At 72.2% G+C, this 24962-nt stretch carries 21 protein-coding genes; 7 read left to right on the top strand and 14 right to left on the bottom strand.

The window, feature by feature from the left end; translation table 11 throughout:
* Positions 1 to 2: 2 nt before the first annotated feature.
* On the bottom strand, positions 3 to 680 hold the full coding sequence (locus ACI2K4_RS29840; protein ID WP_404516147.1) for an ATP-binding protein: 678 nt from the start codon (positions 678 to 680) through the stop codon (positions 3 to 5).
* A 211-nt stretch (positions 681 to 891) separates the two neighbouring features.
* Between ACI2K4_RS29840 and ACI2K4_RS29835 the strand changes: the two genes are divergently transcribed.
* From ACI2K4_RS29835 to ACI2K4_RS29820, 4 genes are all read left to right on the top strand, one after another.
* Positions 892 to 4440 (top strand): nitrate- and nitrite sensing domain-containing protein, encoded by a 3549-nt coding sequence (locus ACI2K4_RS29835; RefSeq protein WP_404516145.1) that lies wholly within the window; start codon positions 892 to 894, stop codon positions 4438 to 4440.
* Positions 4437 to 4841, top strand: a complete 405-nt coding sequence (locus ACI2K4_RS29830) for a roadblock/LC7 domain-containing protein (protein ID WP_121157211.1) — start codon at positions 4437 to 4439, stop codon at positions 4839 to 4841. Before ACI2K4_RS29835 ends, ACI2K4_RS29830 begins: the two co-directional genes overlap by 4 nt.
* A 107-nt stretch (positions 4842 to 4948) precedes the next feature.
* A complete protein-coding gene (locus ACI2K4_RS29825) occupies positions 4949 to 5326 on the top strand; it encodes a DUF742 domain-containing protein (protein ID WP_404516142.1) in 378 nt (125 codons plus the stop codon).
* A gap of 1 nt (position 5327) precedes the next feature.
* Positions 5328 to 5915: a GTP-binding protein gene (locus ACI2K4_RS29820; protein WP_404516140.1), complete on the top strand. Its 588-nt coding sequence runs from the start codon at positions 5328 to 5330 to the stop codon at positions 5913 to 5915.
* A gap of 520 nt (positions 5916 to 6435) precedes the next feature.
* Here ACI2K4_RS29820 and ACI2K4_RS29815 read toward each other — a convergent pair.
* The 3 genes from ACI2K4_RS29815 to ACI2K4_RS29805 all read right to left on the bottom strand — a co-directional run bounded on the left by ACI2K4_RS29815 (position 6436) and on the right by ACI2K4_RS29805 (position 11469).
* Positions 6436 to 7659: an ABC transporter substrate-binding protein gene (locus tag ACI2K4_RS29815; RefSeq protein WP_404516138.1), complete on the bottom strand. Its 1224-nt coding sequence runs from the start codon at positions 7657 to 7659 to the stop codon at positions 6436 to 6438.
* Between the two features lie 149 nt (positions 7660 to 7808).
* Complete coding sequence (locus ACI2K4_RS29810; RefSeq protein WP_404516136.1) at positions 7809 to 10418, bottom strand: transposase; 2610 nt, start codon at positions 10416 to 10418, stop codon at positions 7809 to 7811.
* Between the two features lie 40 nt (positions 10419 to 10458).
* Entirely contained in the window at positions 10459 to 11469 is a 1011-nt protein-coding gene (locus tag ACI2K4_RS29805; RefSeq protein WP_404516134.1) for a DNA primase, read from the bottom strand.
* Between the two features lie 155 nt (positions 11470 to 11624).
* Between ACI2K4_RS29805 and ACI2K4_RS29800 the strand changes: the two genes are divergently transcribed.
* A complete protein-coding gene (locus ACI2K4_RS29800) occupies positions 11625 to 11966 on the top strand; it encodes a PadR family transcriptional regulator (protein WP_404516132.1) in 342 nt (113 codons plus the stop codon).
* A 99-nt stretch (positions 11967 to 12065) separates the two neighbouring features.
* On the opposite strand, the gene ACI2K4_RS29795 is transcribed toward ACI2K4_RS29800, so the two are convergent.
* The 10 genes from ACI2K4_RS29795 to deoC form a co-directional block, all read right to left on the bottom strand.
* Positions 12066 to 12698 carry a permease prefix domain 1-containing protein gene (locus ACI2K4_RS29795; RefSeq protein ID WP_404516130.1) on the bottom strand — a complete coding sequence of 211 codons (633 nt, stop codon included), beginning with the start codon at positions 12696 to 12698 and terminating at the stop codon, positions 12066 to 12068.
* A gap of 103 nt (positions 12699 to 12801) precedes the next feature.
* Positions 12802 to 14595: a thiol reductant ABC exporter subunit CydC gene (cydC, locus tag ACI2K4_RS29790; protein ID WP_404516128.1), complete on the bottom strand. Its 1794-nt coding sequence runs from the start codon at positions 14593 to 14595 to the stop codon at positions 12802 to 12804.
* Positions 14592 to 16322 carry a thiol reductant ABC exporter subunit CydD gene (gene cydD, locus ACI2K4_RS29785; RefSeq protein ID WP_404516126.1) on the bottom strand — a complete coding sequence of 577 codons (1731 nt, stop codon included), beginning with the start codon at positions 16320 to 16322 and terminating at the stop codon, positions 14592 to 14594. Before cydD ends, cydC begins: the two co-directional genes overlap by 4 nt.
* A complete protein-coding gene (locus ACI2K4_RS29780) occupies positions 16319 to 17227 on the bottom strand; it encodes a cytochrome d ubiquinol oxidase subunit II (RefSeq protein ID WP_404516124.1) in 909 nt (302 codons plus the stop codon). The genes cydD and ACI2K4_RS29780 overlap by 4 nt, the downstream gene beginning before the upstream one ends.
* A 9-nt stretch (positions 17228 to 17236) precedes the next feature.
* Positions 17237 to 17947 (bottom strand): cytochrome ubiquinol oxidase subunit I, encoded by a 711-nt coding sequence (locus ACI2K4_RS29775; RefSeq protein WP_404516122.1) that lies wholly within the window; start codon positions 17945 to 17947, stop codon positions 17237 to 17239.
* Positions 17948 to 18098: 151 nt separating this feature from the next.
* A complete protein-coding gene (locus tag ACI2K4_RS29770) occupies positions 18099 to 19004 on the bottom strand; it encodes a M56 family metallopeptidase (RefSeq protein ID WP_404516120.1) in 906 nt (301 codons plus the stop codon).
* A 4-nt stretch (positions 19005 to 19008) separates the two neighbouring features.
* Positions 19009 to 19404: a BlaI/MecI/CopY family transcriptional regulator gene (locus ACI2K4_RS29765; RefSeq protein ID WP_404516118.1), complete on the bottom strand. Its 396-nt coding sequence runs from the start codon at positions 19402 to 19404 to the stop codon at positions 19009 to 19011.
* Between the two features lie 191 nt (positions 19405 to 19595).
* A complete protein-coding gene (locus ACI2K4_RS29760) occupies positions 19596 to 20438 on the bottom strand; it encodes an aldehyde dehydrogenase family protein (RefSeq protein ID WP_404516116.1) in 843 nt (280 codons plus the stop codon).
* Positions 20431 to 21867, bottom strand: a complete 1437-nt coding sequence (locus ACI2K4_RS29755) for an aldehyde dehydrogenase family protein (protein WP_404516114.1) — start codon at positions 21865 to 21867, stop codon at positions 20431 to 20433. Before ACI2K4_RS29755 ends, ACI2K4_RS29760 begins: the two co-directional genes overlap by 8 nt.
* A 2-nt stretch (positions 21868 to 21869) precedes the next feature.
* Positions 21870 to 22829 (bottom strand): deoxyribose-phosphate aldolase, encoded by a 960-nt coding sequence (gene deoC, locus ACI2K4_RS29750; RefSeq protein WP_404516112.1) that lies wholly within the window; start codon positions 22827 to 22829, stop codon positions 21870 to 21872.
* A gap of 127 nt (positions 22830 to 22956) precedes the next feature.
* Between deoC and ACI2K4_RS29745 the strand changes: the two genes are divergently transcribed.
* Together ACI2K4_RS29745 and upp are read left to right on the top strand one after the other, a co-directional pair.
* Positions 22957 to 24258: a glycosyltransferase gene (locus ACI2K4_RS29745; RefSeq protein WP_404516110.1), complete on the top strand. Its 1302-nt coding sequence runs from the start codon at positions 22957 to 22959 to the stop codon at positions 24256 to 24258.
* The gene (upp, locus tag ACI2K4_RS29740) at positions 24239 to 24871 is read left to right on the top strand and encodes a uracil phosphoribosyltransferase (RefSeq protein ID WP_404516108.1); all 633 of its coding nucleotides are present in this window, start codon (positions 24239 to 24241) and stop codon (positions 24869 to 24871) included. Before ACI2K4_RS29745 ends, upp begins: the two co-directional genes overlap by 20 nt.
* The last annotated feature ends 91 nt before the right edge of the window (positions 24872 to 24962 follow it).

Below are 24962 nucleotides of genomic sequence, written 5' to 3'. Positions count from 1 at the left end.
TCTCAGCCCCGATTGCCGGTGCCGGTGCCGGTCCGAAGGCCGCTCGCCGTCGCCGGGCCGGTGGTCGTACCCCCGGCGGTCGTGCCTTCGGTCGTCGCCGGGTCGACAACGCCGGCGTGCAGCGCGGCCACCCGCCGGATCACCTGGCCACCCCGGGACGGCAGGCAGCCCAGCCCGGTCTGCCGGCGCAGCACCGCCGGTTCGGAACGGGCCAGCGCGATGCCCCGTCGCAGCAGCAGCGACGGCGACTTTCGGCGTTCGCTAAGGTCGCGTGTCAGACGGCGAAAGAAGGTCGCTCCGCGTGGCCGCCGCAACGTGTACGCTCCCGCGAGCAACCCCAGTCGCCGGCATTCGGGTACGATCTCCGCAGCAAAAATCCCTTCGGCGATAAAGAGTGGCGATCCGGCTAGATCGAATGTCCGACTGTCCACCCGCCGGTCCGCGCCGATCGCGTAAACCGGCACCTCAGCCCGGCCGTTCCGCACCAACGCGGCAATCGTCGCCACGGCCGCCGCGGAGTCCCACGCCTGTGGTGACTCCCAGTCCGCAAGACCGGCCCGACGCGGCAGCGTAGGGTCGTCACCGTCCTTGTAGAAATCGTCGAGGGAGAGCACGGGAAGCCCGGTGCGGCGGGCGATGTAGGACTTTCCAGAGCCTGAAGGGCCAGCGAGCAGCACCACTCCGACAGAGGATCTCATTACTTTGAGTTACTCCCAGCAGACGGATTGCTAGCAAATTGCATGAACATCCCATCACACGGTCCGCGACGGACAACCTGGGCTTTCTCTTTGACTTGTGTCGTGATGGAATCTCGGAGGTCCGACCCGTCCGGGTCGGTCGATGGGCGGTGCCCGCTGCGACACACGGGTGCCGAAAAGGGAGGGCGGTGACGTGAGCAAGCGGCCGAACACGGCGAACTCTTTCCTGTCGCGTCTCCGCCGGCCAATGGGCCGGCTCCGTGACATGCCGATCTGGTCCAAGCTCGGCATCATCATGATCGTGCCGACGCTCGCCACCATCGTGGTCGGCACGACCGGTCTCATCGACCACCTGCAGACGTACAACAACGCGGAGCAGGCGCGCACCCTCGCCAACCTGGCCCAGGCCTCCGGCGAACTGGTCGACGGTCTCCAGGACGAGCGGGCCTCGGCCGTTCTGCTGCTCGGGCAGGCGGCGAACTCGCCGCTCAAGGGGAAGTACCAGGACGCCTACAGCAAGTCGCACCCCCGGATCGACGAGGCCAAGGCCCCGTACTCCGAGCAGCGTGCGGAGCTGGGCGGCCTGCCCGCGAACTTCGAGGGTCTGCTCGACCGGATCGACCGGAGCCTCGCCGACCTGCCGGCCACCCGCAGCCAGGTGGTCAACGGCAAGCTCAAGGTCACCGAGGCATCGCAGTTGTACGAGGGCCTGATCAGCGACCTGCTCGACATCCGCGACTCGGGCTCCCAGCTCGCCGGTGACAGCGCGCTGAGCGAGCGGATGCGGGCCGCGACGGCGACCTCCCGGGCCAAGGAGTTCCTCTCCATCGGCCGGGTCGTGGTGCACCGCGCGCTCATCCAGAACGAGCTGACGCCGGTGCTGCGCACCGACTACATCGCCACCCTGACCGGTCAGCAGCAGGCGTTGCAGGCCTTCCAGTCGGTGGCCACCCGGCCCGAGGCCGAGTTCTACGAGCAGACGGTGGCCGGCTCCGACCAGCGGGAGGCGGAGAACTACAACGGTTACCTCCGCTCCAAGACCACCGACAGCATGGCGGACGCCCCGTTCGACGCGGACAAGTGGGACGCGGCGATGGTCGGCAACGCCAAGCTGATCCGTACGGTCGAGACGAGGCTCGACGCCGACGCGGTCGAGCGGGCGACCGAGATCCGCGACGACGTCCGGCAGCAGGTCTTCGTCGAGACCACGCTGCTCTTCGCCACCCTGCTGCTGGCCATCCTGCTCGCCTGGATCGTGGCCCGGTCGATGGCCCGCTCGCTGCGCGAACTGCGACACGGCGCGCTCTCCATCGCCCAGTACGGCCTGCCCCAGGCGGTGGCCCGACTGCGTGACCCGGCCCTGTCGGCCCAGATGTCGCCGGTCCAACTGGCGAACCAGATCGCCGAGCCGCTGCCGGTCCGGGGCAAGGACGAGTTCGGGCAGGTGACCGAGGCGTTCAACGCCGTCCACCTGGAGGCCGTCCGGACCGCGGCGGAACAGGCCGCGCTCCGTTCCTCGGTCGCGACGATGTTCGTCAACCTGGCCCGCCGTTCCCAGATCCTGGTCGACCGGTTGATCGGTCACCTGGACCGGCTGGAGCGCGGCGAGGAGGACCCGGACCGGTTGGCGGAGTTGTTCCAGCTCGACCACCTGGCCACCCGAATGCGGCGTAACGACGAGAACCTGCTGGTGCTCGCCGGTGCCGACTCCACCCGTGTGCAGCGGGAGCCGGCGGCGCTGATCGACGTACTGCGGGCCGCCCAGTCCGAGGTCGAGCACTACACCCGGATCGAGTTCGGGGTGGTCGACCGGGACATCGAGGTCGCCGCACACGCCGTCAACGACCTGGTCCACCTGGTCGCCGAGCTGTTCGACAACGCGACCGCCTTCTCGCCGCCCGACTCGCAGGTCATGGTCGAGGCCCGCCGGGTCGGCGACCGCGCCTCGCTCTACGTGGAGGACCGGGGCATCGGCATCGCCGCCGACCAGCTCTACGAGCTCAACGAGCGGCTGGCCACGCCACCCCAGGTGGACGTCGCGGTCTCCCGGATGATGGGTCTGGTCGTGGTCGCCCGGCTGGCCGCCCGGCACGGCGTCAAGGTCGAGCTGCGTCCCGGCTCGGACCGGGGCACGGTCGCCGACGTCACGATGCCCACCTCGGTGCTCGTACCACGAGCGCTCTCCGGTCGTGCACAGCAGTCCGGCGGCTACACCACGCCGGCCCAGCAGCCGCCGACGGATCGGCCGAACTTCGGTGCGCCACTGGCGCTCGAAAGCAGCCCGGTGCCACCGGCACAGCGGGCGCCGGAACGGGACTTCGGTTCGACCGGCCGTCCCTTCGAGCCGGCCGCGCTCAACGGTGGCGGTCTCGGTGCCGGCCTCGGCAACGGCTCCGGTTCACTGGGTGGCGGCGGCGCACTCGGCAACGGTTCCGGCCGGGGCAACGGCTCCGGTTCACTGGGTGGCGGCGGCGCACTCGGCAACGGTTCCGGCCGGGGCAACGGCTCCGGTCTCGGTAACGGTGTTGGGCGCGGCATGCCCGCCTGGTCCGACCTGACTGGTGCGAAGACCGGCAGCAACGGCACCGACAGCTTCAGCCCGCGTCCGTCCAACGGGCAGGGCGTCGACCCGCTTCCGCAGCGTCGGGCCGCCGAGGGCGGCGCGGTCGAGGGCGAGTCGGGCAACACGCCGGGCACGAACATCCCCCGGCAGATGCCGGCGAGCCCCGAGGTCCGGCCGACCAACGCCGGGATGGCGCCGCCGGCCCTGCCGCCGGTCTCGGCCCCACCAGCCCTGCCGCCGGTCTCCGCGCCACCGGTCTCCGCCCCGCCGGTCTCCGCGCCACCGATCTCGGCACCGCCCGTGTCGGCCCCCGCACAGCCGCCAGCGCCGCCGAGCGCGGTTCCGGCCGCGGGTGCGCCACCGGCCTGGCCGCCGGTGAGCGCCGCCGATCGTGAGGTCGCGGCGCCGGGCGTGCCGGAGCGGCTGGCCGTGGCGCTCGACATGACAGCCGAGCTGCCGAGGGTGGTCCGTCCCACGGTCGAGCCGATCCCGGTCCCGTCGGCCGCGGCGGTCGAGGCCCGACCGAGGTTCGCCGACGAGACCATGGAGCTGCCGATCTTCCGTGAGCTGGAGTCCGCCTGGTTCCGTACCCGGCGCACGGTCGGCGAGGAGAACGGCTCCGGCGACAGCGGCGACGAGGCCGGCAACGGCCAGTACGTCACCGCCGACGCCGCCGCACCGGGTACCGTCCAGAATGGATCGTCCGGCGCGGCAACCGGTCCTACGATGGCCGTTCCGGTTTCCGCCGGGTCGACTCGTGGAGCCGGCGCGGCGAGAGAGACGGCGGGGGCCTCGGGCGGCTACGGCAACGGCGCCACTCGGCCGAGTGACTCGCCGGTGGGTGGTTGGCAGACGGCTGCCGACGACGGTTGGCGCGCGGCCTCCGCCGCCACCGCCGTGCCGGTCGCCGAGACGACCCAGAAGGGTCTGCCCAAGCGGGTGCCGATGGCGCAACTGGTACCCGGTGCGGTAGAAAAGCCGAGCGTCTCGGTGCAACGCCGGACACCGGAGGCGGTACGTGGTCTGTTGTCCGCGTACCACCGAGGGGTGCAGCGTGGTCGTACCAACCCCTCGGAAGACCTTTCGACCAACCCGGAGGCGACTCCGGGAGGTCAGCAATCCCCGCAGGCCGGCTTAGGCCCCGCGGCCGGGAGCGGTCAGAAGGAGCATGGAGCATGACATCTACGCAGGATCTTGGTTGGCTGCTCGCCAACTTCGCCGACCGGGTGCCGGGCGTCGCACACGCGATCGCCGTCTCCGCGGACGGGCTGCTCCTCGCGTCGTCACGGGACCTTCCCCGCGACCGGGCCGACCAGCTTGCCGCCATCGCGTCCGGGCTGGTCAGCCTCACCCAGGGCGCGGCACGCTGTTTCGAGGGTGGCGCGGTTTTGCAGACCGTGGTCGAGATGGACAATGGCTTCCTGTTCCTCATGTCCATCTCGGACGGCTCGTCGTTCGCCGTGCTTGCCGCCCGGAACAGTGACGTGGGGCAGGTCGGGTACGAAATGGCACTGCTCGTCGACCGGGTGGGAGACGCGCTCACGCCAGCGCCGCGGGCCGCGGCGGGGATGCTGGGCTAGGGGAGTGCCGCCGGTCGGCCACCCGAACAACGGGTGCGACGGCAACGATATGACGACGAGCTCCACGGGCTCGGGTCACGGACAGGGTGAGAAGGGGGTGAACGGCGGTGGCTGAACGCGACGAGCCAACTGGCGCGCTGGTCAGGCCATATGCCGTCACTCGTGGACGCACCCGGCCGAGGCTCAACATCGCCCTGGAGGCACTGGTCGAAACGACGGTGCGCGGCCGGTCCGCCGGTAACGGCAACGGCGGCCAGGGTCGGGAGCACCAATACATCGCCGCGCTGTGTGACGGTCAGCTGCAATCGCTCGCGGAAATCGCGGCGCGGATGCAGCTACCGCTCGGAGTGGCCCGGGTCCTCATCGCCGACATGGCCGCCGACGGCCTGGTCGCGGTGCACGAACCAACAATCCTGGACGACTCTAACGACGCGGTGGGCACTGAACTGCTGGAGAGGGTGCTGAGTGGACTTCGCAGGCTCTGACATGTCGCACCGCCCGACGGTCGGGCGCGTGACATCGGCGAAGATCGTCATCGCCGGTGGGTTTGGCGTCGGCAAGACGACGCTGGTCGGCTCGGTCTCGGAGATCACGCCGTTGACCACTGAGGCGATCATGACGTCCGCCGGTGTCGGCGTCGATGACACGCGACAGGTGCCGGGCAAGACGACCACCACGGTCGCCATGGACTTCGGTCGTATCTCGATCGACCGGGATCTGATCCTTTACCTGTTCGGCACCCCGGGCCAGACGCGTTTCTGGTTCATGTGGGACGAACTGGTACGGGGTGCGATCGGGGCGGTGGTCTTGGTCGACACTCGTCGACTGGCCGACTGTTTCGCGGCGATCGACTTCTTCGAGCATCGGCGGCTGCCGTACCTGGTGGCCATCAACTGCTTCGACGGGATGCAGTACCACGACCCGCAGGACGTGCGGGACGCACTCGCCATCTCGAGTGATGTCCCGGTGGTTGCTTGCGACGCGCGTAACCGCGAGTCGACCAAGCACGTGCTGATCTCGCTGGTGGAGTACGTACTCACCATGCGCAGGTCACGCGCCGGCGCACCCGCCTGAGCCATAACGGATCGACCGCCTGGTCAGGGGCCTCGGCTCCCGGCCGGGCGGTTGGTGTGAGCACCGGTTGCCCGGCGCCCGTAGGACGTACGGGTCCGACGACCGATGGCGCTCGACCGTGCCTCCGGGCTGGGCCGTAACGGCGGTGTTCGCCGGTCGGTCAGCGCACCGCACCGGCCGGACCGCCGTGCCCGCAGGCCCTTCCGCGTGGTCCAGGGCTGCCGATCCGGTCAAGCCGGCCGTGATCGGGCCGAGAGCGGTGACCGGGCCCAGCCGTGGCCCAGCGATGACAGGGCCCGGCCGTGACCGGGGCCAGCCATGAACGGTCGGGCGCACGGCGCCGGTCGCGCGGGCGTGATTCCCGTGAGGACAGTGAGCCCGAGCATCGGCGAGCGCCCGTCGGGCAGCCAGCCCTGACAGGCGTTCGGACGAAAGACTGTCCGAACAGGACTCCGCGTACGGGGTGACAACCGGTCGGCACGGGTCCCCGGGTAGGGTTCGGGTTCCCACCCCAGCCGGATCAGGAAATGCGGGTCCATTCGCCGGCGGTGACCGTGAACACGGCGAGCGAGTCCGGCTCCATGCCGCTGTGCCGGATCGGCGTGAACGCGTACGAGCCGGCGATCCCCTCGGTTACCTGACGGGTCAGGTAAACCCGGATACGACCCCGGTCGACGCTGTTGGCGAGCCGGGCCGCACCGGCGATCAGGTGGACCGCGTCCGAGGCGTACGGCGCGAAGCCGCTGAACGAACCGTGTTCCTGGATGTAGCGGAAGACGAAGTCCCGGCGGGCCAGGCCGGCGCTGGTGGTGTTGGTGAGCGACGAGCCGCTGAGCGCCGACGGGTGGACGACAAAGGAGCCCTCGACGGCCTTGGCGTTGGCGTCGGAGAGGGTGTCCTCGGTGACCGCACCGGCGTCGAAGAAGATCGGTCCCTGGTAGCCCGCCGCCCGTAGCGCGCGGGCGGCCGCGCCGGAACTGGGGGAGGAGGCCCAGACGATGACGCCGTTCGGCTTGCTGGACACCACGCGGTCGGCGGTGGAGCCTAGATCGGCCCCGGGGGCGGGCAGTCGCACCGTCCGGGTCAGTTGTGCCCCGCCGGTCTTCAGCGCCTGCGTGACGGCCCGTACGCCGGAGTTTCCGTGCAGCCCTGGTGCAGCCAGCAAGGTGATCTTACGGAGCTTCTGCGAGCTGATCAGGCGGGACAGTTGCCGCGCCACGTCGGTCGCGTCGGGCGTGAGCTTGTAGATGAAGGTCCGCTGGGGCAGCGGTAGCACGATCTCGTCGGCGGCGGCGAGCGAGATGAACGGGAGCTGTGCCTCCTGCGCGACCTTGATGATTTCGAGTGACGTCTCGGCGAGGGTGCCTCCGACGATCGCGTGCACCTGCTCGCGCCCGGCCAGCTCGGCTGCCTGCTCCGCGGCCTTCCTCGGGTCGCTGCCGTTGTCCTGCACCACGAGGCGGATCTTGCGGCGAAGGTTGCCGACCGGTACGCCTTCTTCGTTCAACGTGTCGACGGTGATGCGCAGCGCCCGTTCCTGGAGGATGCCCATGGCGGCGCCGGCCCCGGTCAGCTCCAGGTTGGCTCCGATGATCAGGTCCTGTGGGCCCCGGGTGGGACCTGACTGCACGCCCTCGTCATCGCCGTCGCCGCTACCGCAGGCGGCCAGGAAGAGGCTGGACGCGCTGGCCAGAAGCAGGCCTCGACGAGTCAGGGCGGGAGAACCGATCGCCGGTCTCGCCATCAGGTGCCGCCTCTCCGAGCCGTGTTTGTCCGCCGGCTGCCTACTGTCCCGCCGGTATGTTGCCGAGCGGATAGTACTGCCGTCAAATATTTATGGTGTGGCTCGGGCCACGTGACGGTACGTCAGGTAGGTCGAGCGGAGCGCACGGATCAGGAGCGGTATCCGGCTGACCGGTACTCGTACTCCCGATCGTCGTCACGGTCATTGTGGTCCCGGCTGAAGTCCCAGCCACCGGCGGCCTCGCGTCCGGGGCGCCCGCCGACGGCGAAGCCGCCGATCTCCTGGCCCCGCCGCCAGCCACGGAAGTAACCGGTCGTGTGCTCGGCGATCCGGGCCGCGTCCCGCACGATCCGCAGCGGGCGTTCGTCGCGCAGCGGAGAGCCGGGAACCAGGTTGGCCTGGGGGACCCGCCGCGGCAGGCCAGCCCGCGTCTCGTCGCCGACCTGCGGCCGTGCCGCCTGCTCGGCGGCGCGCCAGCCGGTGTCGGCGGTGGAGGACCACTCGACCTCGGTCTCGTCCTCCGGCTGTCCGGTGAACCAGGCCGACCGGGCGGCGGCGAAGATCAGCAGGTCTCCGTCGCCCTCGGCGACCGGAGGTGCGCTCGGTTCGGCGGCACGGCGGGCCGAGCGGGTGGGACGGGCGTTCCGGTCCGGCTCCTCCGGCTCGACCAGGCGCAGCGGCGGCCCGTCCAGCCGCGGGTCGGCGACCGGACCCGAGGGGTCGCGCAGGGCACGGTCGGCCAGCGGTGGGGGCTCGACCAGGCGCAGCATGGGCGGTTCCTGCGGCAGATCGTCGGCGAGCCACGGCGGGGTCACCCGACCGTCGCCAGCTCCGGTCGGCGAGGGCAGGTCGAGGCCGGCGGGGGAACGCTTGTCGAACTGGTACGCCGGCTCGGCGCTGGCGGCCAGGTCCCGTCCGCTCCGGTCGCGCCCGCGCTCGGCCCGGCCGGGTTCGTTGCGTTCCCGGTCGGAGCGGCCGAGGTCGGACCGGCCGAGGTCGGAGCGACTCAGATCGGGCCGGCCGAACTCGGCACGTCCCCGGTCCCGGTCGGCACGCTCCCGGTCGGCACGCTCTCTGTCCGCCCGTTCCCGTTCCGTCCGGTCGTGGTCGGCCCGGTCATCCCGGTCGTCCCCGGGGCTGACCAGCGGCCAGTTGGCGCGGGAGCCGGGCGGCGCCATGGTGGTGTCCGGTCGTGAGGTGGGCACCGGAACGCTGAGGTCGGCGACACCGAAGCCACCGGTGGAAGGCAAGGGCTCGCCCTTGGTCTTCGGCCGAGGCACGATCGGCGTCGGACGCTGACGCTCGCTCCGCGCGCTGTTGATCGCGGCGGTGGTGAGCGTCGCGCGGAACGGCTCGCCCGCGTCGACGGGGGGCACGTTGCCACTGCGCTGCGCCGGGACGATCGGGGTGATGCCCGGCGGCGGCGGGGGCGGGGCCGAGACGGGACGGTTGGCCGGCGACTCGCGCCACTGGGACGGCGCGCTCGGGGGCACCGGGACCGGGGTGGGCAGGTCCCGCTGCGGCTGCGCGACCGGCGGGATGGTTCGTCCCGACAGTGACGCGGCGGGCAGGATCGGCTGCGGCGCGACCGGGGGCGCGGCCAGCGGCGCGGGCGCCACCGGGGGCGCGGTCAGTGGCTGGGGCGTGCCCGGCATGCCGTTGGCCGGCGACGGCTGCGGGCGGGCCCGCCGACCCACCGACGGCACCGGTTCCTGCTCCGTGGGGCGTACGCCGTGGCTGCCGGTGCCGACCGTGCCGTGGGCCCCGGTCGGGTGCCCCACCTCGGTCGTGCCCTCCGCCGTCGCGGCACGTCGTACGGTACGGCGGCCGGCGAGCGGTGCGGGCGTGGTGAACCGGGCCGACAGCGTCGCGACGAGCGCGTCGCAACCCGCGTCGCAGGCGCGTACCGCGGCGACGGCCTGTCGTACGGCCTCGGCGACGGCCGAGGTGACCGCCTTGTTGTTGACCGTCGCCCGGCGGGGGGTCTCGGCGATCGCCACCTGGAGCGCGGTGACCGCCTCGGAGATCTCCTCCGCCTCGGCGACGCCGTCGGCGGCGAGATGTGCGGTGATGGCGTCGACGGCCACCGAGGTGTCCCGCCCGCGCCCGCCGGTGCCGGCGAGCATGCCCGGCTCCGGCAGCGCGTCGAGCACCGCGAGTGGCACCGGGTCGGCCGGGTCCGGGTAGGCGCGCAGGGCGGCCGGGTAGAGCTCGCGCAGCACCTCGCGCAGGGCCACGGCGGCCGAATGTCGGCCGCCCGCGAGCGCCGCGTGGGCCGCCAGCACCGGCTTGTAGCCGGCCAGGTCCCGGGGCGCCGGGAGGGTGATCGCGGAGAGGGCCCCGGCCTGCAGCGCACGGGCCAGACCGATGGCCCGGCGCTGGGCCGGGGAGCCCTCCATCTCCTCCACCGACTCGTCGTCGGCGAACCGCTCCGCGAAGTCGTCCACCGAGTCGTCGTCGGCGATCGCGAGGGGACGTCCGGCCGCGCTCAGCAGCGAGGTGACCTGGTGGTCGTCGCTGTCGGCGGCGATCGCCACACCGCTCAGTCCGCCCGAACGTTCGACGAGCAGCGAGCCGAACTGGGCGTAGCCAGCCGGGTCGTCGCCGATCTCGCCGACGTGGAGCAGCCGGCCTGCGTCGTCAACCACAGCAGACGTCAGCGTGGATCCGGCCGAAGCCGGTCCAGCGGACGGATCCGCTGAGGCCAGACCGCAGTACACCCGCACGAGCGCCACGGCGTCGTCCTCCTCCCGAGACACAGGTGGTGTGTGCCAAAGACTGATGCTCCCTGGTAAGGGGTCAGTCGCGCCAGTCCACCGCTGCAGAGATCTTGCCGATAATCGTGCGCCAACCCAAACTTGCGGTTTGTGCCCCGATTTTCTTCAGCCGTCGCCGCCCCATGAATCCGCCGAGGCCGCCGTTGGCCGTCGCGCGGAGCGCCTCGTCCAGGTCATCGAGGCTGGAGCCGGTCGAGAGCATATCCAGTACGGACGGCAGGCGCAGCGCGTAGGACAGGTCCCGGGCGACTTCCCCGGCCGCGATCAACAGTTTCGGATCCCAGGTGTCGTGCCCGCCGCGCAGGTTTTCCACGACCAGGTCGAGTTCGTACGAGTCCTCTTCCAGCGGGGCGATATCCGCTGGCTGGACCCGGGCCACCAGGTCGTCCCAGGTGTCGAGCTGGGACAGGTCGTGCGGTGCTCCGGAGAGGACGAAGCTGACCAGTGACTCCCGGCTCTTGAAGAGCAGCAGTTTGCCCCGGTGAGTGAGAAAGACCGCAACTTCTTCGGCTTCCTCATCCTCGTCGTCTTCGTCCGCTTCCTCTGGCTCCTCGTCCTCCTCCTCGTCGGCCGGGTCCTCGTCGTCGAGGTCGTCACCGTCGCGGACCGCGCGTTCCCGTCGCGGGTCGATCTCCCGGTCCTCGGATTCGAGGCTCTCGGCAAACTCCTCGTCGAGGAAGACAACCGTCTCCTCGTCCTCGTCCCGACGCGAGCGGGCGTTGAACGGGTCGTCCTCGTCCCGCTCGCCGATCTCGGTCGGGGTGACCTGGTTTGACATCCGGTACGCCCGGAGGGTGTAGCCGCTGCCGGCGGGCAGCGCGATCTCCACCGGGTCGATCCGTACGTCTTCCCAGAGCGCGCGGTTCGCCGGTGCGGCTACCGCCTCGTCGTCGTCGAGGTCCGGTTCGGCCTCGACGGGGTCGGTCGCCGCGTCCGCTTCGCTGTCGGTCGCGGCGTCGGTGGGCCGGCTACTCTCGTCGAACTCGGTGTCGGGTTCGTCGGCCTCGGGCCGGTGGGGCGACTGGCGGGCCACGCTGACCTCCGTGTGCACTCAAGGTTTGCGGCACCCGATCCGGGGTGGGACTGTCGGGTGGGTGACTCTGCGCACACACCCTAGTCGGCCGTCCGACGGGGCGGGTGCCGGCACCCCGTTGGCGTAACCAGCATCTATTAGTAGTCTTGCTACCTATGAAGGCCCAGGCGTTGCACGGCCATCTCGACGCACTCCTGCTCTCGGTGCTGGAGGGAGGCTCGCTGCACGGCTACGCCATCATCGAAGCGCTCAAGGTTCGCAGCGGCGGGGCCCTCACCCTGCCGACCGGCACCATCTATCCGGCCCTGCGTCGGCTCGAGCGGGCCGGTTACGTGGAAAGCAGTTGGAGCACCGTCAACGGGCGCGAGCGCCGGACGTACCAGCTCACCGGTGCCGGGCACCGGGCGCTCGCCGGTGAGCGGGCGAGCTGGCGGGAACTCAGTTCCACGGTGGGCCGCTTCCTCGGCGTCGACGGCCCGAACGAGGCACCCGCCTGACCGGTCCACGGTCGCCCCGCCCGCTGTAGCCCCGCCCGCCTGACCGTCCAGTCGTCCGGTCCGTCCACTTGGTCGACGTACCGCAAGGCGTCGGTGGGCTCAGTGCCGGACGGTCGCGCCGGTGGTGACCCCAACCGCCGTGGCGGCCCCGACATCCGGGACCGTGCCGGTGGTGGCCAGGCAGGCCCACGCCCACCTGCCGAGCCAGCCGTGCACGGCGACCAGCGCGACCCCGCCGATCAGCATCGGCGGCCAGGTCAGGGCGGCGTCCCAGAGCATCACCGACCAGACGTAGACGGCGATGCTGGCGACCACACCGAGCCCGAGCGCCGCGCTGAGGCCGCGCCAGAGCCAGTCCAGCGAGCCGGAGAAGAGCAGGTACGCCGTTGGCGGCCGGGGACCGTTCCACGGCGCCCCGTGCCACATCAGATCAGCCGTCACGGCCAGTACGACGCCCACGAGCAGCACCCGGATCGCGAGCGAGCGCAGCGAGCCGGCGAGCAGTTCCGTCTGGTACTCGCGGGCGAGCCGGGGCACCGACCCGAACTCGGCCACCGCCCAGCGTTCCGCCTCGGCCGGCTCCACCCCGCCGTCGCGGTAGCCCTCGGCGGCGCCCCACAGGCTGTCGCGCGCCTCGGCGAGCAGGTCCCGCTTGACCCGGCGGGATCCGCGTAACTGTCGTCCGAGCAGACGTACGTGATGGTCGATCGGGGAGCCGCCGCGCCTCGACATGTCGTCCAGCCTGCCACGACCGGGCGAGGGCTGTGGTCCGGCGGATCCCCGGGTTGCGCCCCCGAGCCGGCTCAGGGTCGCCGACGCTCCGGCGGGACGCCGCTCAGCACCCGGTCAGGGCGAGGTAACCGGTCTCGGCGGTCCGCTGGGCCAACCACTGCTCCCGGTACCAGCCGGGTTGTTCGACCAGTTCCTGGTGTCGCCCGCGCTGCACCACCCGCCCGCCGTCGAGGACCACGATCTGGTCGTACCGGTCCAGGCCGGACAACCGGTGGGTCACCAGGAGTACGGCATGGTCGGCCGGAACCGCGTCGGTCGCGCTCCGCAGCACCTGGTCGGCGGCCCCGGGGTCGAGCCCCTCGGTCGGCTCGTCCAGCACCAGCAGCCAGGGACGGGCGAGCAGGGCGCGGGCCAGGGCGAGCCGTTGCCGCTGGCCGCCGGAGAGCTGCCCGCCGTCCTCGCCCACCACGGTGTCCCAGCCGGCCGGCTGTTGCCGTACCCAGTCGAGCAGGCCGGCGGCGGCGGTCGCGGCGGCCAGCTCGTCGTCGCCCGCGTCGGCCCGCCCGAGCAGCAGGTTCTCCCGGACCGAGGCGTGGAAGACGTACGCCTCGGCAAGCAGGCCGGTGACCATCCGGGGCAGCTCCTCGGCCCGGTACGTCGACACGTCCCGCCCGCCCAGGCTGACCCGGCCGTCGTCCGGGCCGACCGCACCGCTGAGTACGCCGATGAGGGTGCTCTTGCCGGCCCCGCTCGGCCCCACCACGGCCACCCGGGACCCTGGCCCCAGCGTCAGGCTCACCCGGTCCAGCGCGGCCGGGGCGCCCGCCCGGTACCGGACGGTGACCCGGTCCAGCTCGGCGCCGCCGGACGCGGGCCAAACCTCGGCACCGGTCGCCGCCGAATCCGCCTCGGCACCGGTCGCCGCCGCACCCGCTGGTGCCGTCGGTTGCTGGTCGAGCAGCACGGCCACCCGCCGCAGCCCGGCGCGGAGTTGGGTCCACTGGCGGGCGGCGCCGACCAACGCGAGGGTCACCTCCACGGCGGCCAGGGTGCCGACCGCCAGTACGCCGACCAGGACCCCGTCCACCCCGGCGCCGAGCGCGGTGACCACCACGGCGGCGCTGGTGGCACCGGAGAGCAGCACCCCGAGCCCGTCGATCGCCCAGCCGGCGGCGGCGAGCCGTCGTTCCAGCCCGGCCAGCTCACGGGCCCGTCGGTCGGCCCGTTCGAGCGCCACCGCGGTGGCTCCGAAGGCGGCCAGGTCGGCCGCGCCGTGGGTGAGGTCGACCGCGTCCACCGCGAGCGCGCCACGCAGCGGTGCGACCCGGTCGGCGGTTCGCCGGGTCAGGGCGGTGGCGGCGGCGGGCAGGGCGAGCCCGGCCAGCAGCAGCCCGACCGCGAGCGGGATGACCGCGGCGGGCGCGATGACGGCCGTACCGGCGATGGCGAGCAGGCCCACCACGGCCGCCGCCGCCCCCGGCACCAGCACCCGCAGCAGCAGGTCCTGCACCGCCTCCACGTCGGAGACCAGCTTGCTGAGCGAGTCGCCGGTGTGGCCGGCCGCGCCCCGCCGGTCGGCCAGGCTGGCGAAGACCCGGGCCCGTACGTCGGTGATGATCCGCAGGGTGGCGTCGTGCCCGGCCAACCGCTCGGTGTAGCGCAGCACGCCCCGGCCGATGGCCAGCGCCCGGACCGCGACGATCGCCACCGTCAGTACGTCCAGCGGTGGTCGGCCGGCGGCCGTGATCAGCAGCCAGGTGGCGGCGGCCATCAGGGTCAGCCCGGCCAGTTCGGTGCCGGCGGCGAGCAGTCCGGCCCCGACCAGCCGCCCCAGGTACGGGCGGGCCAGCCGCAACACCGTCCGCTCGGCCCCGAGCCGTCCGTTCGTACCGCTCATACCCCCGCCCCCGCCCCGCTCCGGTCGGTGGCGGAGGCCCCGTCGACCGCTCCGCCCGGGGTTGGCACCGGGCCGGGTACGAGTTCGGTCAGCCGGCCCGCCTCGATCCGGAGCACCCGGTCGGCCTCGGCGAGCAGCGCCGGCCGGTGGGCCACCAGCACGGCCGTACGCCCGGCGACCAGTTTTCGGGTGGCGGCGAGTACGGCGGCCTCGGAGCCGCCGTCGAGCCGGGCGGTGGGTTCGTCCAGCAGCACGATCGGTGCGTCCCGCAGGAAGGCCCGGGCCAGCGCGACCCGTTGCCGCTGCCCGCTGGACAGGCCGTGGCCGCGCTCGCCGAGCTCGGTCTCCAGCCCGTCGGGCAGGTCCCGGAGCACGTCGTCGAGCGCGGCTGCGCTGGCGGCGGCGTGTACCGCCTCGATCGGGGCGTCGGGCTGGCCGAGCCGGATGTTGTCGGTCAGCGAGGCGGCGAAGAGGTGGGCCCGTTGCGGCACCCAGGCCAGTTGTCGGCGCCAGTGCTCCAGGTCGGCGGTGCCGAGGTCGATCCCGTCCACGGTGATCCGGCCGCTGGTCGGGCTCACGTTGCCGAGCAGCAACCCGAGCAGCGTGCTCTTGCCCGCCCCGCTCGGGCCGATCACCGCGATCCGCTCACCCGGCCGGATGGTCAGCGAGACGTCCCGCAACGCGACCGTCCGCTCGTACTCAACCGTCACCCCCTCGAACCGAATCTCCCCGGGGGTAAGGAAGGGCCCCTTGTTATCGGATTCCGTTGTACTGGGGGCCCTTCCTAACACTGTGAGGGCGTCGTCGAGCGCGGTCAGTCCCTCCATGCTGGCGTGGAAGCGACTGCCGGCGGTACGCAGCGGCAGGTACGCCTCCGGCGCCAGCAGCAGCACCAGCAGGGCGGTTTCCAGGGCCAGCCCGCCGCCGAGCAGGCGCAGCCCGATCGGGACGGCGACCAGCGCCACCGAGAGGGTGGCGACCAGTTCGAGCACCAGCCCGGAGAGGAACGCGATCCGCAGCGTCTTCATGGTGGCGGCCCGGTGCCCGTCGGCCATTCGCCGGACCACCTCGACCTGGGCCCGAGCCCGGCCGAACGCGCGCAGGGTGGGCAGGCCGGCGACCATGTCCAGGAAGTGCCCGCCGAGCAGGCTGAGTCGGCGCCACTGCCGCTCGGTGGCGGCCTGGGCCTGCCAGCCGAGCAGCGCTCCGAAGATCGGGATGAGCGGCAGGGTGGCCGCGATGATCAGCGCCGAACTCCAGTCGGCCAGGGTGAGCCGGGCGAGTACGGCGAGCGGCACGGTCACGCTCAGCACGAGCTGGGGCAGGTAACCGGTGAAGTACGCGTCGAGCGCGTCCAGCCCGCGCCCGGCCAGGGTGGCGATCCGTCCGGCCTGCTGGCCGGCGAGCCAACCGGGTCCCCGCTGCCCGACCGCGTCGAGCAGGTCCGTACGCAGCGCCGCCTTGACCGTCGCCGCCATCCTGGCCGCGACCGTGCCCTGCGCCCACAGCACGGTCGCCCGACCGGCGACGGCGGCGACAAAGCCGATCAGGGCGGCCCGGTCGAGCTGCCCCCCGGCGGCGGTGGCGAGCAGGTTGGCGAGGGTGGTGGCCTGGGCGATGACCAGCCCGGCGGCGAGCACACCGAGCCCGCCGAGCACGGCGACCTGGCCCCGGGTCGAAGGGACCCGGCGCAGCAGCCGTGGATCGAACGGAGGGCGTCGGCTCACCAGTACACCGGCGCCCGGCCGTCGATCCGTCCGCGGAACACCCACCAGCTCATCACCTGAAAGCCTAATAGGGCCGGTAGGAGCGGGATCAGCAGCCAGCTCAACAGTCGCAGGGTAGGCGTGCTGGCCGCCGCATCGGCCACGGTCAGGCTGGCCGAGGGGTCGACGCTGGAGACCAGGGCGTAGGGCCAGGTGCTCGCGGCGACCAGCAGCACCGGCAGGGCGAGCGCGGCGACCGGTTGCTGGACGGTTTCGCGTACCCGGTCGGTGAGCAGGCCCAGGACGGCGGCCGTGCCGGCCGCGACCAGCGCGACCGGAACCAGGCGCCGGGCCAGCCGTCGGTGCCGCTCGCCGGCCTTGCCGGGCAGTCGCAGGGCGAGGAAAACCGCCCCGTGTACGGCAACCAGCCCGACCAGGGCCAGCCCGCTCGCCGCGACGAACGGCGTGACCAGGTGGCCGACCCCGGCGACGTGCCCGTCGGCCCGCAGGGGCACCCCCTGGAGCAGCCCGGCCAGGACCGCGCCCCAGCCCAGCGCGGCGAGCGCGCTGCCGCCGATCACGACGCGGTCCCACCCGCTCCGCCCGGCCGCGCCGGTCGGTCGGCTGCGTAGCTGCACCCCGGCGGTGACCAGGATCACCCCGGTCAGGGCGGTGACCACGGCCGGGTAGAGCCCGGAGAGGAGTTCGCCCTCCAGCATCGGGAAGGCGCCGAAGAGGATGCCGACCGCCGCGACCAGCCACACCTCGTTGCCGAGGAAGAACGGGCCGACCGCGTTGAGCGCCCGGCGGCGGGAGTGCTCGCCACCGTCGGTGGCGAGCATCAGCCCGACGCCGTAGTCGTAGCCGGCGAGCACCAGGTAGGTGGCGAAGAAGAGACCGAGCAGCGCGTACCAGACGAGTTCCACGGTTGTCTCCTAACCGGCCAGTACGTGGGTGGGCTCGGCGTCGGCGTCGTCCCCGCTGGGCTGCGGGGGGCGACCGAGCGCGAGGTCGTGCGCGCCCCGGTGGGCCCGCCGGGCGAGCAGCGTCCAGTCGGCCACGGCGAGCGCGCCGAGCAGCAGCGCGAAGCCGATCAGGATCATGAAGCCGAGCGCGGCGTTGCTCCAGACCGGCGGGGTGTAGTCACCGGGCCCGAATCTCGCGACCCACTCGGCCACGATGTCGGACCGCTCGGCGTCGCCGCCGAACTTGGTCGGCTGCACCCCACCCACGGCGTACGCGGTGATGGCCACGCCCCAGATCAGCGCCAGGTGCGCCCCGCGCCGCAGCCGGTGCCAGCCGAAGATCCACAGTCCGAGGAACGTCGACTCCAGGAAGAACGCGGCCAGTGTCTCGATTGCCAGTGGCGCGCCGAAGACGTTGCCGACGTACCGCGAGAGCCCGCTCCAGTTCAGTCCGAACTGGAACTCCAGCACGATCCCGGTGACGATCCCGAGCACGTAGTTGATCAGGTAGAGCGTGCCCCAGAACCGGGTCAGTCGCTCGTACTCGGCCTTGCCGGTGATCGCCCAGGCCGTTTGAAGGTAGACCAGCATCGTGACCAGACCCAGGGTGACCAGCACGAACAGGAAGTGGATGGAAGTTGTGCTGGCGAACTGAAGACGAGCGATCAGCAGTGCGTCCATGGCCATCCCCAAAACCAGTCGACTCACATGTCATAGCGAGCCTACACGTAGCTTCACTACCTATAAATACTACTGCTCGTAGTAATAGAGTCTACGACGATTTGTAGTAGATAGCGAGCCAACGGGCTCGGAGTGGGGTGGCCCGGGTGGGTCAGGCGAAGAAGAGGGTTACCGGGAGGGCGACCAGGGTGGTCGCGACAGCCAGGCTGCTCAGGCCGCGCAGCCACGGGCGCGGTCCGGTGACCAGCAGGCGCTGGACGCGTACGTCCAGGTTCGCGTCGGCCAGGCCGAGGGTGCCCGCCGGGGCGACCCGGGGTCCGGCGGTGGCGAACCGCAGCAACGCGTTGGCCAGCGGCCCCTCCGCGTGCAGTCGCCGCGCCTTGTCGTCGGCCCGCATCTCCACCAGCAGGGCCACCGTCTCGGACGCCTGCCGGAGCCGACCCGCCAGCGGCAGGGCCCGGCAGAGCGCGGTGAACGGCAGCAGGACCAGGTCGTGCCGCTCGTCGGCGTGCGCCCGCTCGTGGCTCAGCACCGCCGCCAGTTCGGTGTCGTCGAGCAGGTCGAGGGTGCCGGCACTGACCACCACAGTCGGCCGCATCCCGGGCAGGCAGTACGCCGCCGCACTCGGGTGGTCGAGCACCAACGCGCCCGGTGCGGCCGGATCGTCCCGGCCGACCAGGTCGAGCAGTTGCCGGTGCCGGGTCTGCGCGCGTACGGCGGTGACCAGGCCCCGCAGCGTCGAGCCGAGCAGCGCGGTGGCGACCCCGAGACCCACCCCGACCAGGGCGAGCTGGGTCACACCGAGGCCGGCCGGCAGGGTCCCGCTCCACAGGTCGCGGGCCAGGTGCAGCAGCCCGTCGCCGATCCCCTCGTCGTAGCTGGCGAGCCCGATCGACATCGGCAGCCCGATCGCGCAGAGGCCGAGGGCGAGCCCGACCGCCTGCCAGCAGACGATCGCCACCCGTGGACTGCGCCAGGTCCAGGTGGAGCGTTGCAGCACGGTGGCCAGGAGGTAGCACGCCACGGCCGTACCGGTGAGATGGGCGGCGTACGTCATGGCGTCAGCCCTGCCGGTCCGCAGCCTCGTCGGTCAGTGCCGCCCGCAGCACCTCGGCCTCGGTCCCGGTGACCGACCGGGCGAACCGCACCAGGGCGGCGTCCCGGCTGCCGGCCAGGTCGAGCGCGTCCAGCATCAGCCGGGCGATGTGCGCCTCGCGGGTGGCCGCCGGCCGGTAACTCCAGGCCCGGCCCTCCCGCTCCCGCTCGACCATGCCCTTTCCGGCGAGCCGGTCGAGCACGGTCATCACGGTCGTGTACGCCAACTCACGCTCGCTCAACGCGTCGGCGACCTCCCGCACGGTGACCCCGGCGCCACTCTCCGAGCCACCGCGCGGGCCGGCGGCGCGGTCCCAGAGCACGTCCATCACGGCACGTTCGAGGTCACCCAGTCGTGTCACGGGCCAAGCCTACTACTCGCCGTCGTAACAGCCCAGGTCGCCGGTCCACCCACGCACTGCCAGAAGGAGCGGTCACGCGGATTTCTCGTACACGTTTTTCCATGTGGCTACACGAAAGAACGTGTACGAAAAAACTGAATCAATGACCCCGACCGGGAGCCGAGCCGCGTGATGTGAGGCAGCCGAGCGGGTCAGACGCCCTTGGGGTGCCAGACGGTCTTGGTCTCCAGGAAGACGGTCATCCGGCGCAGGCCCGGGTCGGCGGTCCAGTCGGTCGGAGTGGCCGGCGGGCGGAGCACCCGCTTGAGCGTGCCGGCCGCCGCCTCCTCCAGGGACCGGGCCAGCTCGGGGTCGGTCACCCCGGTCAGGTCGACCGCGTTGACGTCGGCGTGCGAGGCGAGCCAGGGCGCGGTCTCGGTGGCCCGGCCGGTGAGCAGGTTGACCACCCCGCCGGGCAGGTCGGAGGTGGCCAGTACCTCGGCCAGGGTGATCGCGGCCAGCGGCGCCTGCTCGGCGGCGAGCACCACCACCGTGTTGCCGGTGACGATCGCCGGGGCGATCACGCTGACCAGCCCGAGCAGCGCCGAGTCGGCCGGTGCCACGATGCCGACCACGCCGGTCTGTTCCGGGCTGGAGAGATTGAAGTACGGGCCGGCGACCGGGTTGGCGCCGCCGTACACCTGGGTGATCTTGTCGGCCCAGCCGGCGTACCAGACCCAGCGGTCGATCGCCTCGTCCACCTCGGTCACGTCGAGCCCGAGGCCGACGAACTGGTCCCGCCGCCCCTCCAGCATCTCGGCCACCCGGTAGAGGATCTGACCCCGGTTGTACGCGGTCGCCCCGGCCCAGCCCTTCACCGCGGCGCGAGCCGCGACAACCGCGTCGCGTACGTCCTTGCGGGAGGCGAGCGCCACGTTCGAGTCCTGCACCAGATACGACCGCCCCGACTCGCTGCGTGGGAACTTCCCGCCGACAAAGAGCTTGTACGTCTTCCGTACCGCCAGCCGCTGCCGCCGGTCCGCGAGATCAGACATCGAGGTACGCCTCCAGCCCGTGCCGGCCGCCCTCGCGACCGTAGCCCGACTCCTTGAACCCGCCGAACGGCGAGGTCGGGTCGAACTTGTTGAACGTGTTCGCCCAGACCACACCGGCCCGGAGCCGGTCGGCCAGCCACAGGATCCGGGAGCCCTTCTCGCTCCAGATCCCGGCCGACAGCCCGTACGGCGTGTTGTTGGCCTTCTCGACGGCCTCGGCCGGCGTGCGGAAGGTGAGCACCGACAGCACCGGCCCGAAGATCTCCTCGCGGGCGATCCGGTGTGCCTGGGTGACCCCGGTGAAGATGGTCGGGGCGAACCAGAACCCCCGCTCCGGCAGCTCACACGGTGGCGACCAGCGCTCGGCTCCCTCGGCGCTGCCGACCTCGGAGAGCTCCCGGATCCGGTCGAGCTGGGCGGCCGAGTTGATCGCGCCGATGTCGGTGTTCTTGTCCAGCGGGTCGCCGACCCGCAGCCGGGCCATCCGGCGCTTCAGCGACTCCAGCACCGGCTCGTAGACCGACTCCTGGACCAGCAGTCGCGACCCGGCGCAGCAGACGTGCCCCTGGTTGAAGAAGATGCCGTTGACGATCCCCTCGACCGCCTGGTCGATCGGGGCGTCGTCGAAGACGATGTTGGCCGCCTTGCCGCCCAGCTCCAGGGTGAGCTTCTTGCGGGTGCCGGCGACCGAGCGGGCGATCGAGCGACCGACCTCGGTGGAGCCGGTGAAGGCCACCTTGTCCACGCCCGAATGCTCGACCAGCGCCCGGCCGGTCCCGCCCGCGCCGGTGACGATGTTGACCACGCCCGGCGGCAGGTCGGCCTGCTGGCAGATCTCGGCGAAGAGCAGCGCGGTCAGCGGGGTGGTCTCGGCCGGCTTGAGCACCACCGTGTTGCCGGCGGCCAGCGCCGGGGCGATCTTCCAGGCCAGCATCAGCAGCGGGAAGTTCCACGGGATGACCTGCCCGGCCACCCCGACCGGGCGCGGGTCCGGGCCGAAGCCGGCGTGGGCCAGCTTGTCCGCCCAGCCCGCGTAGTAGAAGAAGTGCGCGGCGACCAACGGGATGTCGGTGTCCCGGGACTCCCGGATCGGCTTGCCGTTGTCCAGCGACTCCAGCACCGCCAGCTCGCGGCCCCGCTCCTGGATGATTCGGGCGATCCGGTACAGGTACTTGGCCCGGTCCCGGCCGGACATCGGACCCCAGACCTTCTTGTACGCCTTGCGCGCCGCCCGTACCGCCCGGTCCACGTCGCCGGGACCGGCTTCGGCGACCTCGGCGAGCACCTCCTCGGTGGCCGGGTTCACCGACTTGAAGCTGCCGCCGTCGGTCGGGTCGACGAACTGTCCGTCGACAAAGAGGCCGTACGACGGCCGCAGGTCCACCACGGACCGGGACTCCGGCGCCGGCGCGTACTCGAAGACAGCCATGATCAGTCCAGGGTGAAGTAGTCGGGACCGGGGTAGGTGCCGGTGGTCAGCTTCGTACGCTGCATCAGCAGGTCGTTGAGGAGCGTCGAGGCGCCGAACCGGAACCAGTCCGGGGAGAGCCAGTCCTCGCCCGCCGTCTCGTTGACCGTGACCAGGTACTTGATCGCGTCCTTGGTGGTCCGGATCCCGCCGGCCGGCTTGACCCCGACCTGGCGCCCGGTGGCCTCGCGGAAGTCACGGACCGCCTCCAGCATCACCAGCGTCACCGGCAGCGTGGCGGCCACCGGGACCTTGCCGGTGGAGGTCTTGATGAAGTCACCGCCGGCCAGCATCGCCAGCCAGGAGGCCCGCCGCACGTTGTCGTACGTGGCCAGCTCGCCGGTCTCCAGGATGACCTTCAGGTGGGCGTCGCCGCAGGCGGCCTTCACCGCGACGATCTCGTCGTAGACCTCGCGGTAGCGACCGGCCAGGAAGGCGCCCCGGTTGATCACCATGTCGATCTCGTCGGCCCCGGCCGCGACCGCCGCCCCGGTGTCGGCGAGCTTCACCGCCAGTGGCGCCTGCCCGGACGGGAACGCGGTCGCCACGCTGGCCAGGTGGACGCCGGAACCGGCCAGCGCCTCGGCCGCCACCGGGACCATCGCGGGGTAGACACAGACGGCGGCGACCGCCGGGCAGGACGGGTCGGCCGGGTCCGGCCGCTGCGCCTTGGCGCTCAACGCGCGCACCTTGCCCGGGGTGTCGGCGCCCTCCAAGGTGGTCAGGTCGACCATGCGGATCGCCAGGTCGATCGCCCACGCCTTGGCGGTGGTCTTGATCGACCGGGTGCCGAGCATGGCCGCCCGCTGCTCCGCGCCGACCTGGTCGACGCCGGGCAGCCCGTGCAGGAAGGTACGCAGCGTCGCCTCGGACCGTCCCAGCTCGGAAAGGTCGGACGCCGCCGACGTCGTTGTCGCCGTCATGGCGGCAAGTCTACGCACCCGCGCGTCGATGTGATCTTGGTCACCGGCCGGACCGGACTGCCAGACTTCACCGCCCGGTCGAGCCAGCGACATCCGTTGTTGGCACCGAACCCCCACCGTCCTCGGCGTGCGAGCAGTGCACTTCACCGATACCTACCTGCCCCGTCGAGACGGGGTGGTCAGCTCGATCCGCACCCTGGTGCGGGCGCTGGCCCACCGGGGACATCCCGGCCTGACCGTCGTGCCCCGGCACCCCGAGCAGGCCGGCGAACCCGACCTGATGCGGCTGCGGGCCGTGCCCTGCGGCGTCGCCGACCTGCGGCTCTCGCCCTGGTTGCTGCACGGCGCCAGCGCGACCGGCACCATCGCCGAAATCGCCGCCACCGGCCCCGAGATCGTGCACGTGCACACCCCCGGCCCGGTCGGACTGCTCGGCGTGCTGACCGCCCGTCGGCTCGGACTGCCCCTGGTCCAGACGTACCACACCGACCTGCACGCGTACGTCGACGCGTACCGGGTGCCGACCAGGGCGCTGCGCGGTGCCGTCCGCCTCTACGCCCACCGGCTCGGCGTACCCCGGCCACCGGCGGCAACCCACCGCCAGGCGGCGCTGGACGCCACCAACTCGCTCCTGCTCGGGGGTGCCGACGCGGTGGTGGTGCCGACCCGGGCCGTGCTCGACCGGGTCAGCCTTCCCGTCCCCGCCGACCGGGTCTTCCTCGTCCCGACCGGCGTCGGCGCCCGCCGGACCAGCCCGGCGGAGGTCGCCGCGTTCCGGGCCACCCACGCGCTCGCCCCGACCGACAAGGTGGTCCTCTTTGTCGGCCGGGTCAACCGGGAGAAGGGCGTCGACCTCCTGATCAACGCCTTCGCCGAACTGCTCGCCGACTGCCCCCGGGCCCGGCTGGTGCTGGTCGGCGCGATCTACGAACCCCGCTGGCTCACCGAACTGCTCCGCAGCGTCGGACCGGCGGTGGCCGGGCGGGTCAACGTGATCGGGCAGCAACCGCCGAGCGTGGTGGCCGCCGCGTACGGGGCCGCCGACGTGCTCGCCTTCCCCTCCGGCACCGACACCCAGGCGCTCGTGTTGCAGGAGGCCGCCCTGGCCGGCGTACCCGCCGTGCTGGTCGACCCGGTGCTGCACCGGCACGGCCCGCTGGCCGGAGCCGCGGACTGCGCCGCCCCGACCCCGACCGGCTTCGCCGCCGCCCTGCTCCGTCTGCTCAGCGACCCGGCCGCCGCCCGGCGACTCGGTCAACTCGCCGCCGACCGGGCCGCCGAACACACCCCCGAGCGGTACGCCGAGGCCATCTGCGACGTCTACGCGCACGCCGCCCGCAGGCAGGCGGGCTGGTCAGCTCGACCGGGGCCGGCCCAGCCGGTCGGCGCATTCGGTAGGTTGAACGATCGTGGACGTACTCGTCGTTGATCATCCTGTCGCCCAGACGCGGCTCACCGCAATGCGCGATGCCCGTACCGACGCGGCGTCGTTCCGCGCCGCCCTGCACGAACTCACCACCACCCTGGTGTACGAGGCCGCGCGTTCCTTCCCGATCGAGCGGTACCCGATCCAGACCCCGGTCGCCCAGACCGACGGCATCCGGCTGGCCAACCCGCCGCTGCTGGTCCCGGTGCTCCGGGCCGGTCTCGGCATGGCCGACTCGGCGCTCGCCCTGTTGCCCGAGTCGTCCATGGGCTTCGTCGGGCTGGCCCGCGACGAGCACACCTTCGAGCCGCGCGCGTACATGGAGTCGCTGCCCCGCGACCTGACCGGCCGCCCGGTGCTGGTGCTCGACCCGATGCTCGCTACCGGCGGCTCGCTGGAGCACTGCTGCCGGCTGCTCGCCGACCGTGGCTGCACCGACATCACCGTGATCTGCGTGCTCGCGGCCCCCGACGGCATCGCCCGGCTGGAGCGCTCCGGTCTGCCGCTGCGCCTGGTCACCGCCGCCATCGACGAGCAGCTCGACGAGCGCAAGTTCATCGTGCCCGGCCTCGGCGACGCCGGTGACCGCCAGTTCGGCGGCATGCCCCGCTTCTAACTCGAAAATCGAACCGCAGGCAGACGCGCGGCAGCATCCCGCGTAGCGAAGCGGAGCGGGATGGGTGCTTGCCGGGTGGGCGGCTGTTATG

The sequence above is a fragment of the Micromonospora sp. NPDC050397 genome (assembly GCF_044901685.1).
GTDB lineage: Bacteria > Actinomycetota > Actinomycetes > Mycobacteriales > Micromonosporaceae > Micromonospora_G.
Note: the sequence above shows the minus strand (reverse complement) of the source record. Positions and strands in the feature narration are given on the sequence as shown.